Origin of the sequence: Mycobacterium sp. SMC-18, assembly GCF_045310895.1 — a bacterium.
In the GTDB taxonomy this organism is placed as follows: domain Bacteria; phylum Actinomycetota; class Actinomycetes; order Mycobacteriales; family Mycobacteriaceae; genus Mycobacterium.
This window is the reverse complement of record NZ_JBJIAL010000072.1, coordinates 1-12,538: the sequence shown is the minus strand read 5'-3', so window position 1 is coordinate 12,538 and position 12,538 is coordinate 1. Positions and strand designations below refer to the sequence as shown.

At 63.5% G+C, this 12,538-nt stretch carries 10 protein-coding genes and 1 pseudogene; 7 read left to right on the top strand and 4 right to left on the bottom strand.

What is annotated here, in order from left to right:
- Positions 1-70: 70 nt before the first annotated feature.
- Positions 71-562, top strand: coding sequence for a YkgB family protein (locus tag ACJH6J_RS29145; protein WP_406804944.1), 492 nt, complete (start codon positions 71-73; stop codon positions 560-562).
- A gap of 298 nt (positions 563-860) precedes the next feature.
- On the opposite strand, the gene ACJH6J_RS29140 is transcribed toward ACJH6J_RS29145, so the two are convergent.
- Both ACJH6J_RS29140 and ACJH6J_RS29135 read right to left on the bottom strand, forming a co-directional pair.
- Entirely contained in the window at positions 861-1,547 is a 687-nt protein-coding gene (locus tag ACJH6J_RS29140) for an HD domain-containing protein (protein ID WP_103799456.1), read from the bottom strand.
- Positions 1,548-1,639: 92 nt separating this feature from the next.
- Positions 1,640-1,987 carry a PAS domain-containing protein gene (locus ACJH6J_RS29135; RefSeq protein ID WP_406804943.1) on the bottom strand — a complete coding sequence of 116 codons (348 nt, stop codon included), beginning with the start codon at positions 1,985-1,987 and terminating at the stop codon, positions 1,640-1,642.
- 346 nt (positions 1,988-2,333) lie between these two features.
- On the opposite strand from ACJH6J_RS29135, the gene ACJH6J_RS29130 reads away from it, so the two are divergent.
- From ACJH6J_RS29130 to ACJH6J_RS29120, 3 genes and pseudogenes are all read left to right on the top strand, one after another.
- On the top strand, positions 2,334-3,557 hold the full coding sequence (locus tag ACJH6J_RS29130; RefSeq protein WP_406803216.1) for an alpha/beta fold hydrolase: 1,224 nt from the start codon (positions 2,334-2,336) through the stop codon (positions 3,555-3,557).
- Positions 3,558-3,571: 14 nt separating this feature from the next.
- Positions 3,572-4,993, top strand: coding sequence for an NAD(P)/FAD-dependent oxidoreductase (locus tag ACJH6J_RS29125; RefSeq protein ID WP_103799453.1), 1,422 nt, complete (start codon positions 3,572-3,574; stop codon positions 4,991-4,993).
- 143 nt (positions 4,994-5,136) lie between these two features.
- Positions 5,137-5,349: pseudogene (locus ACJH6J_RS29120) on the top strand (IS110 family transposase); the annotation flags it as partial.
- Between the two features lie 225 nt (positions 5,350-5,574).
- On the opposite strand, the gene ACJH6J_RS29115 reads toward ACJH6J_RS29120, so the two are convergent.
- Complete coding sequence (locus tag ACJH6J_RS29115) at positions 5,575-7,080, bottom strand: PLP-dependent aminotransferase family protein (protein WP_258045169.1); 1,506 nt, start codon at positions 7,078-7,080, stop codon at positions 5,575-5,577.
- A gap of 139 nt (positions 7,081-7,219) precedes the next feature.
- Here ACJH6J_RS29115 and ACJH6J_RS29110 point away from each other — a divergent pair, with 139 nt between their 5' ends.
- Positions 7,220-7,771 (top strand): antibiotic biosynthesis monooxygenase, encoded by a 552-nt coding sequence (locus ACJH6J_RS29110; protein WP_103799451.1) that lies wholly within the window; start codon positions 7,220-7,222, stop codon positions 7,769-7,771.
- A gap of 939 nt (positions 7,772-8,710) precedes the next feature.
- Here ACJH6J_RS29110 and ACJH6J_RS29105 read toward each other — a convergent pair.
- Positions 8,711-10,702: an SIR2 family protein gene (locus ACJH6J_RS29105; protein WP_103799450.1), complete on the bottom strand. Its 1,992-nt coding sequence runs from the start codon at positions 10,700-10,702 to the stop codon at positions 8,711-8,713.
- A 292-nt stretch (positions 10,703-10,994) separates the two neighbouring features.
- Between ACJH6J_RS29105 and ACJH6J_RS29100 the strand changes: the two genes are divergently transcribed.
- Positions 10,995-11,195: a hypothetical protein gene (locus ACJH6J_RS29100; RefSeq protein WP_103799449.1), complete on the top strand. Its 201-nt coding sequence runs from the start codon at positions 10,995-10,997 to the stop codon at positions 11,193-11,195.
- Positions 11,196-11,253: 58 nt separating this feature from the next.
- Entirely contained in the window at positions 11,254-11,538 is a 285-nt protein-coding gene (locus tag ACJH6J_RS29095; protein ID WP_142394585.1) for a hypothetical protein, read from the top strand.
- Positions 11,539-12,538: the final 1,000 nt, after the last annotated feature.

Genomic DNA, 12,538 nt, shown 5'->3' with positions numbered 1-12,538 from the left:
CAGATCATCCTCGGGAAGGTGCGCCCTTTCCTACGCCGCCTCGCCGAGGCTCATCCACAGGTTCTGATCATTGCTCTCTCGTTTGTCGCACTCGCCGATCACCTCGCGGGTTCTGCTTCCGGGAGGAGACGTTGCGCTCCGGTACGCGCTGGTGTTGGTTATCGCCTGGATCGGCGCGCTCAAGTTCACTGCCTATGAGGCCCAATCCATTCAGCCCTTGGTGGCCAGTAGCCCCCTGATGAGTTGGGTATACGACGTCTTTTCGGTGACGGCCTTCTCGGCCGTTCTGGGTGTCTTCGAGCTGACGGCCGCCGCGCTCATCGCCGTCAAGCCGTGGGCGCCGAAGGCGTCCATCCTGGGTAGTGTCATGGCGATCGGAATGTTCGTCGCGACGCTGAGCTTTATCCTCAGCACTCCAGGTGTGATGGCACCCGAAGCCGGTGGTTTTCCGGTGTTGTCGCTGGTGGGCTCGTTCTTGCTGAAGGATGTCGTTTTCCTCGCGGTGGCATTGTGCACCCTGGGGGACGCCATTCGGAGTTTGCGGGTCCACATTGCGGCCTAGGAGGACTCAGCGGGAGTGACGACGCTTAGCAGCTGGACGAGCAGCTACGTCAACTGCAGAACATGTACCTGCAACGTGTCGATGGCGATGGGTGATTACGATTTTCCGGCCCATCCCCGCTCGGCCGCGCCAAGAGTCTGGCGTGGAACAACGCGGGCGGCGCATTTCTGCGCCGGGCCTTGGTCGAGCGTCACCACCCGTGAACGGGCACCAGCAAGTCGACGATGGTGTGCAATTGCAAGACTGGCCGATCGTTGCGCCAGGCGGAATTACGCTTCCCCGCAATGTTGCTGAGCACTTAGGTGCTCGTGGGGGCGCGATCAGGCCGGTCATTCCACCCCGCCGCGTCGACGAGATCGAAGTAGTCGGGCAGTGCGCCGGCGGGGTGGCGCAAGTTGTAGAGGTGACCCGGGAAGTTCAACGGACTGGCTTTGGCTGGATTTCTCTCGACCTGCTCCACGATCGCCACGGCCAAGGCGTAGCCGAGGTCGTGGCGGGGCCAGGTCGCGTGAACCACGTCGGCGAACGCCTGCGGAATCGCTTCCCGCCCCCGTCCGAAGACGTCGACACCGACGCCCATCTGCGTCACGGCCTCCACGTTGCCGAAACGGTGACTGATGCCATCGCTTGTATGTAGCGCAACGGCCCGCCACACCGTGGCGATCCGGCCGTCGGTCAACCCGTGGGATTTGAGAAAGGCGGCCGCCGCGTCGGCGCCGTCCACTTCGAACCGTTGGCTGCCGTTGGCGTGCTCGGTTGCTCCCAAGTCGTGGAGCAGGCACGCCAAGAACACCAGCTCGTCGTCGTAGTCGGTCCCGGCGCGCAGACCGTTCGCGGTCGCCATATGCCGCGCAAACAGGTAGCTCCGCACACAGTGGTTGTAGATGAACGGCGGTGATACCGAGCGGCAGAAGTCCTGTGCTGCAACGGCGATCGTGGATTCGGGTAGCCCGAGATCGGGGCCGTGATCACTGTTCGGGCGCATGAAGACCTTTCCGGTCGACGAGTACGTGCACGAGCAGGCATGCCCTCTCCGCGCGGTCGGTGCGTACTAGAACCAAGCGCAGGGTGGTGCAGTTAGTAGAGCGGGATTCCGACCACTCCACTGCTGGAGAAGACCGCCAGGGCGCCCAGGGCGACGCCGAAGGCATCCATGACCACCATGAGTCGTACCGGGTATTCCTGCTTACGGCCGTCGGCGTGCATCGTCGGTACGTCGAGGTGTACGTCGGAGATGGTGGGCTTCTGCATCGCGGCGCTGAACCCCACCCGGTGCGCTTCGCGGTGCTCTTCGGGAATGATGATCGCCAGGTTCTGACCCATCACCTCGGCTCGGCGGTGCCCGAACAGCCGCTCGGCGCCGTCGGACCAATAGGTAATGATGCTGCCCGTGTCGATGCCGACGAGAGCGTAGAACTCTGCCACGTGCTCAGTTCTCTTTCTTGCCAAGCTGGTGACGATCGGGGTGCCCGATTTGTCGCTGTATCATCCTTCGCCCTGTCGACCAGCCGGACCCAGTTCGCTGCTCGGATCATGAGGCATGCGATGTACCCTACAGTACAGTTCTGGCGATGTTAAGTCTGATCACCACGGCGGTTTCCGCAAGGCATGAGGCGCGGCGTCCGATTTGAAAACGCCTTATCTCAATGAATACTGATGCAGCTTCAGTCTTTAGGTCGTCCCCCGGAGCCGTCTGCGGCTTGTGGCGGTGGCGCAAACTGTTCCACGTAGTACAGTCCAGTCAAGCTGCGCAGAAGCTGAAAGGGGAATGGTGAGCACATCGACCAGAACCGCCTTCCGCGGCGGTAACGGCGAGTTGGCCGGCAAGCTGGAGATGCCCGCTGACATCCCCAAAGCCTGGGCACTGTTCGCGCATTGCTTTACCTGCGGCAAAGACAACGTCTCCGCCGGCCGGATTTCACGTGCACTGGCCAGGCAGGGAATCGCAGTGTTGCGGTTCGACTTCACTGGATTGGGTGACTCTGAGGGCGACTTCGCGGCCACCGGCTTCAGCTCCAACATCGAGGATCTGGTGCGCGCTGCGGACCATCTCCGCAACCAATTTCATGCACCAGCGGTGCTGATCGGGCACTCGCTCGGCGGCGCAGCAGTCTTGGCCGCCGCGCAGCACATCCCGGAGGTCCGCGCCGTCGCGACCATCGGCGCACCGGCTGACCCCTCCCACGTCACCAACCTGCTGGGTGATGCCCTGCCCACCGTCAAAGCGGGCGAAGCCACGGTATCGATCGGGGGCCGACCTTTTCGGGTGCGCCGCCAGTTTCTCGACGACATCGCGGTGCAACCGCAGCGCGAGCGCATCTCCACCCTCGACGCCGCGCTGCTGGTCATGCATTCCCCGGTCGACCAGGTGGTGTCGGTGACCAACGCGCGAACCATCTTCGACACCGCGCGGCATCCGAAATCTTTCGTCACTCTTGACGGCGCCGACCACCTTCTCAGCGATCGGGCTGACGCCGAGTACGCCGCAAGCGTCCTGGCGGCGTGGTCGAGCAGGTACGTGGCGCCCTCCAACACGGCTACGGCCGATTCGACCGAGCTGGCCGACGGCGCCGTACGGGTCGCTGAGAGCGGCCCGGGTAGACTGACCCAGCAGATCAGCGCGCGCCGGCATCGACTGACCGCGGATGAGCCCCACCCCGTCGGTGACGACGCCGGCCCAACCCCCTACGACTTTCTCCTGGCCGCGCTCGGTGCCTGCACGTCGATGACGGTGCGGATGTACGCCGATCGAAAGCAATGGCCGCTGGAACGCATCGTCGTCGACTCGCGTCACACCCGCATCCACGCTAAGGACTGCGCCGAATGCGAGACCGCCACGGGAATGGTCGACCGAATCGACCGCAGCATCACCCTCATTGGCCCGCTCGACGCCGACCAACGCGCCAAACTGCTCGCCATCGCTGACCGATGCCCGGTGCACCGCACCCTGCGTTCCGAAGTATCCATCCACACCTCCGAATCGCGGGACGACTAAGAAAAAGGGCTGTAATGACGCAACATTCGGAGTTCGATGTCATCCTCATCGGTGGCGGACCCGGCGGCGCCTCCGCCGCGCGCTACCTCGCCGCCGAAGGGCTTCGGGTCGCCCTGATCGAAGAACGCCTCGTCGGCGGTGAATGCCACTACTTCGCATGCAACCCGACCAAGACGCTGCTGCGCCCCATCGAGGTGCTCGGGCTGGCCAAGGCCGTCCCTGGCGTGCGTGAAGCCGTCGGGCACGCACAACTCGACATCGCCGCCGTCTTCGCCAAACGCGACGCAATCGTTGACCACCTCAACGACGATGGAGTTACCGGTGCGCTCCAGCAGGGCGGCCTCGCGGTAATTCACGCCCACGGCCGTCTGACCGGCCCTCGCAGAGTCACCGTCACTCACTCCGACGGACGCGAGGAGATGATCCGCGCGCGGCATGCCGTCGTTCTAGCCACCGGCACCCGCCCCGCCATCCCCGACATACCGGGGCTGGCCGAGGCGCGGCCCTGGACCAATCGCGACTTGGCGGCCATGACGCACGTACCACCACGCAGCCTGATCATCGGCGGCGGCGTCGTCGGAGTCGAATTCGCCACCATTCTGGCCGGCCTCGGATCCCAAGTGACGCTACTGGCCCGCGGCGACACCCTGCTGCGCAACTCCGAGACCGTCGCAACCGAGATGGTCACCGACTCACTGCGCCACAAAGGGGTAGACCTTCGCTTCCACACTCACCTGTCTCGCGTCACCCGACCCGTGGCGGGTGGCGTCGTCCGCGCGACAACCGGCGACGAGACCATCGAGGTTGACGAAATAGTCATCGCTGCGGGGCGGGTCGTCAACACCGATGCCCTCGGCCTCGAAACCGTCGGGCTGCACGCTGGGGCCTTTGTAGCCGTCGACGACCATTTGCAGGCGCAGGGCGTAGACGGCGAGTGGCTCTACGCGATAGGCGACACCACCGGACGCGCACTGCTATCCCACCTTTCGCAGTATCACGCAGTCGTCGTCGCCGACGTCATCGCCGCCCGTGCACAGGGTCGTCAGCTCGGCGCCGACGAACTCATCGCCCGAGACTCCTACAACCTGTCCCAAGTCATCTACACCGACCCCCAGGTCATCGAAGTGGGACGCACCGAAGAACAGGCACGCGCCGACGGGTTCTCTGTCACGACGGCTACCGCGAGGTACCCCGAATCGGTACCCGACCTCGCACTGTTCCGCGACGGCTTCAATGCCTGGGCGAAACTGGTCATTGATGCCGACACCAATACGTTGCTTGGCGCCACCTTCGTCGGGCCCGAGTTCGCCGAACTCGCGCAAGCAGCCACGCTCGCCGTTGTCGCCAAGGTTCCCGTCGAGGTGCTGCGGCACGTCGTAGCGCCGCACCCCTCGATCAACCAAGTCTGGAACCCTCTCCTTGCCAGACAAAGGTAACCAAGGAGGTCGCCCCAACTAAGCGAGTCTCGCCATCGTCACCGAAGCGGCAAGCCCGGCGGGACCGGCTCGTAGTGCACTGCCGCTGTCACGCTCCGCGACCAATTGAAGCGCCCGGACATCCCGGAGGCCCTATCGCACTCCACCGGACCCAATACCGGCCCGGAGCCGAACTGCGGCGTCGGTGGGATCTCGCATCACCGGCGGCCCGCGCCCGGGGCCAGGCGGCCAACCGGCGCCTGCACACCCAATGGGCCCGTTTCGACGCCCGCAGGAAGCGCCCGGTGATCGCCAACGTCGCGATCGCCCGGGAACTGGCCGGCTGGTGCTGGTCGCTAGCAGTCCTACCCGACTGACCGGTATCCCCTAGGCGTCCAGATGAGACCACCGATGATCGGGACGGCAAGCGTCCTGGAGTGATCCGCGATTGCGCTATGAGCAATCACGTTGCCCCGCAACGGATGACGCTCGATCCTAGACCGCTGGTTAGCTCCGTTTCGAAGGTCCGTCCTGCGGTAACCAACCCGCGCATTTCAGACTGACACGCGTCGACACGACACGCTCGACTCAGCGCTGGGTAGTTATCCGTTGGTCTGTAGCACTTTGGCCAGAACATCGAACCCGGTTCGCATGTCAAGTTTGGGTGTTCCTGCGTATCCGAGCAGGAGCGCCGACGATCTGCTGGGATGGTAGTGATGTATTGACAGTGGCCAGACGTGGATCCCCTGGTGCAGAGCCCGTTTGGCGATCGAGGTGTCGTCGCTGAAATCCGCGAGCTGACCGACGAGGTGAAGCCCGCCGTCGGAGGGCGCCAATGCGATACTGTTGCTTATTCTTTCGGCCTCTTGAATTAAGAGGTGCTGGCGTTCGCGATGCAGAACGCGCATCCTTCTGAGATGGTTAGCGAAGTGGCCTTGTTCCATGAAGTCGGTGACTACTGCCTGGTCGATGAGGTGGGCGTGCATGTCGGTGCTCAAGTGCGCTGCGGTGAAACCGTCGACGATTGCCTCGGGGGCGATGATGTAGCCCAGCCGCAGGCTGGGAAACAGGACCTTGCTGAAGGTCCCGACGTAGACGACGCGCTGATGAGTGTCGATGGCGGTGAGCGCCGCTAGGGGTTTTCCGACATACCGGAACTCGGCGTCGTAGTCGTCTTCGATGACCCAGGATTGGTTACGCGCCGCCCAATCGATGAGTGCGAGCCGCCTTTCCAACGACATGGTGTGCCCTAATGGGAATTGATGCGACGGCGTGACGATCGCGATGCGCGCGGTCGACTCGAGTTCGATACCTGCCGCGACGTCGAGTCCGGACTCATCTACCGGCACGGGGACGATGCGGGCGCCCGCCGAGACCAGAGCTGCCCGCGCGCCAAGGTATCCCGGGTCCTCTAGCCACGCGGCATCCCCGGGGTCGAGCAGGATTCGGGCGCAGAACTCCAGGGCTTGTTGCGAGCCGTTTACGACGATGACTTGGTCGGCGGTGCAGTGAATACCGCGGGCAGTGGCGATGTAGGAGGCGATGGCCTCTCGCAGGGGCCGGTAACCGGCTGGGTTGTCATAGGGCATCAAGGCCGATGCGGCGGTGGCGAAGCGTGAGGAGTAGAGCCTGACCCAGGTCTTGAAGGGAAACGCATCTAGAGCGGGCAATCCGATGAGAAACGCCGCTCCGCGGGGTTGATGGCCCAGCACGGAGGGTATCGGTATCCGCCGTACCCGCGCCAGCCGCTCACCGCGGCCGGACAACGTAGCCGCGGGGTACAGAGCGGGTGACTCGCAGGACGGGTAAGGGGGCGCGCTGTTGAGGAATTCTTCGGGAAGGACGCGCGCGACGTAAGTCCCCGACCCTTGCCGAGCTGTGATGTAACCCTCGGCCTCCAGCTGGTCGAACGCCGCCAGAACTGTGTTGCGCGACAGCCCATTCTGCGCGGCCAACACCCGGCTGGGGGGGAGCTTCGATCCACCTGCGAGCTGACCGCTGAGAATGCTCGACCTCAACTGCTCATAAAGCACCCGGTACGCCGCCGGCTCGGGGGTCCGATTCGACGTGTCACCATTCGGCGACGAATTGTTTCGCTTCGATGTCACATGGCCCCTTGATCTACACCCGAATTGGCTCTGGAACGGCGGCGAATTTTCTCTAGGCTTTGGAACCAATATGCCCCACCCATCCGAACCGCGTCGTGCCCCAGCCCGACATGTCCGCGGTGCCCAAAAGGAGTGACCTGTGCCCATTTACCTCAGCATGCAACGCGTACGCTTCTCCAGTCCCGACGCCTACGAGAAGTTCAAAGTGGTATTTGGCGACACTCGCCACCACCTGATGGCACTGCCGGGATTTCTCCACCTGACCTGGTGGGAGCATCCCGATGATCCGGGCTGGTTCAACGAATGTAGCTTCTGGACCAGCAAGGAAGCACTCTACGACTGGCACACCGATACCTACCACAAATACGCCAAGGCCTGGGCCGCCAACGGCGCGATCATGGAAGACATCATCACCAACTTTGAACTCGTAGGCACCCGTCTCCTCCGCATCTGCCCCTGCTGTAATGAATTGCAGGACAGAGAATACGAACTGAGCCAGGAACAGGCCGTCCTGCGTGAGCAGTGCCCGAAGTGCGGCTTCCACTTCCCCTACCTCACCGAGCAGCCGTCCAGCTTCGCGGTCTTCAAGGACGCCGACCTCAACCCGACGACCGACAGCCCGATTGGCATCGCCGATGGCCAACAACCCCTCGTCGCCAGCGGCGTAGGACTCCAGGCCGATACTCCCTGACCCCTAAGTCAATGGGCCTTGGCCGCACACCGAGCTGTCCGCCTTCTCTGGATCATATTCGGCGAACGCCAGCCCTCGATCGTTCGTGCCCATTCGTCCGGTTGGCACCTGGCACCGGCCCGAGTCGACCATCGAAACGGTAAACCACGACGTGCATGAGTACTACAACCCCGGACACCACCCGCAGGTGAACGAAGTAGAACTTATCCGCATCTGCGCGTAATATCGCTTCGCGCAACCAGTTTGAGCGTCGTCACGGATAATGATCATCGCGGCACTTGGCGGTCAATTCGCCGAATGGCGGATGGGCCGGCCTCACTGGCTCGACTAGGTCCACCTGCCGCCGCACGCTGCGTCGTGCTCATCTGGCTGGTGCCATCCGACCTGCATGTTGGCTTCATCGCCGATTCTTTAAGTTTTTCCGGCCCTTCACGCTATTCGGTGCAGGATGTCGCCAACGAAAACCTCCAAAGGCATGATTCATCGCGTTTTTGAAGCGATCCGCCGAATCCCGTCCGAATTGTTCCTCAGACTGAGCCACGCTTCGTTACAGGGTCGCCGCATGAGACGTTCCATCGCCTACGTGGTGGCGGATCACGACGAACATGTTGCTGTCGACGGCGATGAACCGGTAACGCGCAAAGTTGAACCGCTAGTGCGCAATCGGTGGCCTCTCGGCTGCTTCCACCGCGGCGCGGCTCCGAACGGCGCTCCCGTCGGCTGCCTGCCGAACAAGCCGCCGTCGCTCATCGTGAGAGGCGTGAGCAAGAATGCGAGCGCCAGGCCGCACGGTCGATTTCGGGGCACTTTTACCCATCGGCGGCGGTACCTCTTTCGCGACGCTCTCTGCCAAACGCGCCCGTAACGAACCTGTCGGTCATTCGGTGGTCATGTCAGATGGGATTTGCACATCAAGTATGAGAAGTCGCAGCAGTGGCTCTAGGGAAAGAACAGCTCGAGTTCGTTGCGGTGACCCGCGGGCAGCTTCGTGAGATCAGCGGCGAAGCCGCTGATGCGGGCAAGGCCGCGCGGCTGCGAGATTCCGATTGCCTGCGCCAGCAGCCGATCAGATTCGGCAGCGTCGGTGGTCCACTGCCCGCTGAGTGCGTAGGCCAGTGATGAGTGCACGGGAAAACGACTGTGGCGCAGTCTCTTCACTAGTTCTAGCCCGCGTCGGCGATCGTGCAGATGATAACTGTACATTTGCGCCAACTCGATAGTCGCGGCTTGAGCGGCGAAGTGGGCCATGGGTTCGAGTTGGTGCAGTTCGCGCAGGAGATTGGCTGCGCGAACGTAATTGGGAATCTGTTGATGCTGCCGCAGCGCGGTGAGCCGCACCGTGAGAATGTCAGCTACGCCGGACTGGTTGGCTTCGGCTCGGAATCGGTCGTCAGCGGCATCCAATAGATCGGTGACAGCGTCCATGCGTGTCGCATCGAAGCCTGGTGGCGCGCTGGCGATGAGAAGACAGGCCTCGATGTAGTCGGCCCAGGCCATCCACCGGGTGTTAGTGATGTTGGCCAACGGCCGGAAATGATCGTCGAGGGCTGCGCGCACGTCCGGGTAATGACCGGCCCACAGTAAGGCGTGGCACCAATGCAGCGCCGCGTTGCATCTCACGGCGTTGTTCTTTGATCGCGGTTCAAGGACCGCGCGCCGAGCTTGGACGATAACCTCGCCAACATCGCCGCGCATCTTTAGTGCCGCCAGCCGAAGACCTAACGCGGCCTCAGGCAGTGCGTCGCGCCGGACGAGTCGGTCTGTCAAGCTGACGACGCGGCGGTGGTTGGTGCTGTGAGACAGCTGGGTCAGGTACTTGGTGCGGAGGCGTCGCCGTGTCGGCGCGTACGCGCCCAGCGGCGGAATCGCCCACCACAGCGAGGTGATCCAGCGGGCCTGCCAGGAGGGTCGATTAAAGAACAGCGTCCGTAGTCGTGTGACAGCCTGATCGCGCTGAGTTGGGTCTCGACGTGCCTGCCGCAGCAGTGTCTGCGCAGTGGCCACATCGCCGGTCAGGGCCGCGACGTCAGCACGGGCGACCGTGTTGCCGGTGGGTGCCGTCGGGATGGGTGCGGGCTTGCGATCAGCGAGCAAGGTGTCACGCTGGGCATCTGATATGGCGTCGATGAGCGTGTTGCTGCGGCACCATTGCACGAAATCCCAGGCAGGATTGAAGAATTCACTGCCACCTGAGGATCGGTGCGGCTGCGCGTCGGGAAATACGAGGTGGCCTCTGGCGGCTACTTCACGCAGGAGGTGGCGCTTGTAGGGGTGGTCGCGCCCTGGCATGTCGAACCACCACACGATGTGGTTCGACAGGACGCGGTTCCACTGGTGGCGGAAGTCAAAATCGCGTCCGCTGTAGCCGATGAAAACGACGTGAGCGCAGGCCTGGAGATCGGCGTGCAGCCGGTCGCGCCACACTGGCGGCGGCGGGGTCAAGGTTTCTCGAGGAGTCACGATCAAGCGGCCGCCGATCGTCCCGTGGGGTTTGAGAAGCTGCCCACGGCGCGGCTGCGCCGTCGGCTCGTCCGGCGCGGCGACCACTTCGATCCCGGGTAGCGCCCGCTCGATGAAGGTGTCGAAATTGACCGTCCACACCCGCGCGCCAGCCAGGCACAGCTCGGCAACGACGCGATGCCCCTCGTTCGGGCGGGCCGAAGGCGGATTGAGCACGCGCGCCAACCACGTCTGGGTGTCGATGCCGGCGTCCTCCAAAGCGAAAAAGAACGGTTCGGGCTGGATACCGGCAACCCGTCGCTGCTCTGCAGTCACCGCGTCGCGCCCAGGCACATACTGCCCGAACCCAAGAGCCTGCAGCAAAGTGTCGCGCAGCCAATCGAACAGGGGAAGCGACGTCGGAGCACTCATTGACAAGCCCGCACCGGCGAAGACGAACACATCCGCAGGATCGGTGGGCGGCCGCGTCATGTGCCCACCGTATGTGCCGCGCGAGCCACCTCGTGCGGCATGTGCCCTCACCGGTGCCGCGGCTGCCACGACGCCGCAGCGCCATCAACCTCATGAGATAGCACAGCTAGCCGCCCGCGCACCCGGCCTGCTCGCCACCTCACCGTCAGATGCTCAACGGAACCTCGCTGAGTGTGGGCGCCAGTGCGCGCGATGCGTTTGGCTCAGAGTTGGCCGCTGACGTTCGGATGAGACCGTCAATAGCAGCGGGTCAACAGTGCACGTGAGACGGCCCCTGAGAGAATCAGTTCCTATGGAGGCCGTGGCCAGCCCGCTCACCGGTGACGATCCGGTGCTGCGCCCGGTCAAACTGACCGCCGCGCAAGCCACCGAGCTGCGTCTGCGCGTTTCTCGCGATGGCAGGAACCCGCCGATCTCGCAGTACGAGCGCGAGCTCTATGCGACTGAGGGGCTTGAGCCGCCGGTGTCTGATGGAGATGAACCCGGCGATTAGCGCTGTGGTAGACGCCACGTCAACCACGCCAGTCCGGGACGGCGATAAGGTGGGGCCTGTGGTCGACGATACAGATCGCAGGGGCCTCGGCAGTGAAAACAAAGCCAGGCACTGTCTTTCCCCAGAAGGGCACCGCGCCGAGGCGGCACCGCTTTGCGCCGATATGGGTGGGGTGGAGCCTTTCGACGTCGACAGCTACGCGGCAATGATCTACCGAGCCAATCTCGAGATCGGTTTGGCCGACGCGCAGATCGAATACAGCACAACGCCTGAATTGCAGGATCTGCTTACACGGGCCTCAGAAGCATCGACGGTTCGCCGACGCCGTCTTCGTCGGACGTAGCTCCGGGCACGCTCGGTCTGAGCAACGTGGCGCCCGTGCCCCTTCGCACTACGCGGCCGACGTTGAAGTCCGCGACGTGATCGCCCAACCAGAAGAGCATGCACTCTGCCTTCAGCACAAATTGTCTTTCTCTGTTGTCGAGGATGGTTCTGACATGAGACTCCGACTCCGGGCGCGGTGATCCCCCAGGGCCTGGAATCTGAACTGGAGTCGACGGGCGGCGCAGCGATGACTGAACAGGGGGCAGACTTCTAAATCGAGGACGGCGAGACCTGCGATGAAAATGCGCGGCTAATCAGTCCATCCCGTCGAACCGACTACCTGTTCCACCCACGTTCGAGGGCCCAGCCTCGCCGCGATCCACTCGTCTGCGATCCTGCGGAACTCGTCACGTTGCGCCTGCGCCACTATTTTCGCGGCGTCTCGCCTGTGACGTTCGTACAGCTTCAGTTCGTCGTCATCGAGGTGGTCCGGGCAATGATCGGCGAACTCGTCCGGACCGGTACGCACGACCCGTCGCCGGCAGGGCTTGCGCTCGTATTCCAAGTAGGTCCTGCAGCGTCTCCCAGTGGCCAGCGCGCTCGGCTGGGCTTCTCGCGCTGCGGTCATCTGTTGTTCGTCGGTCTGTCGAAGCGTCTTCTCGTAGCGGTCGGCGGTAGCGACTGCTGGGGCCCTCCGTGAGGCGCCGTAATCAACGGCTACCCGATGGCGCGCGTATATCGCCTTCGGTCGGGACGGAAGGTCCGTCCAACCGCGGGCGAGTTCGGCGCCCTGGTGCAGCAGGCTCGCGGCTCCGTACGCGAGACTCGCGGATTCGCGAGCCCGTCGGAGATCACGCTCTAGGTCATCGAGGGTCAGCGCAACGTCCACCCGCATGCTGCGCAGTGCAAGTTGGCATTCCTGGAGCGTCCCGACAAGTTCGTGGATAGCGTCCCGGGGAGTGGTGGACTTCGGATCTGGCGTGGTTCACGCGTTGTGATCAACGAGTCATGGTGAACGC

Excerpts from the sequence above, each read along its gene's own strand:
- ACJH6J_RS29140 (WP_103799456.1), bottom strand. The coding sequence starts at position 1,547 with ATGCGCCCGAACAGTGATCACGGCCCCGATCTCGGGCTACCCGAATCC.
- ACJH6J_RS29125 (WP_103799453.1), top strand. The coding sequence starts at position 3,572 with ATGACGCAACATTCGGAGTTCGATGTCATCCTCATCGGTGGCGGACCC.
- ACJH6J_RS29100 (WP_103799449.1), top strand. The coding sequence starts at position 10,995 with ATGGAGGCCGTGGCCAGCCCGCTCACCGGTGACGATCCGGTGCTGCGC.
- ACJH6J_RS29105 (WP_103799450.1), bottom strand. The coding sequence starts at position 10,702 with ATGACGCGGCCGCCCACCGATCCTGCGGATGTGTTCGTCTTCGCCGGT.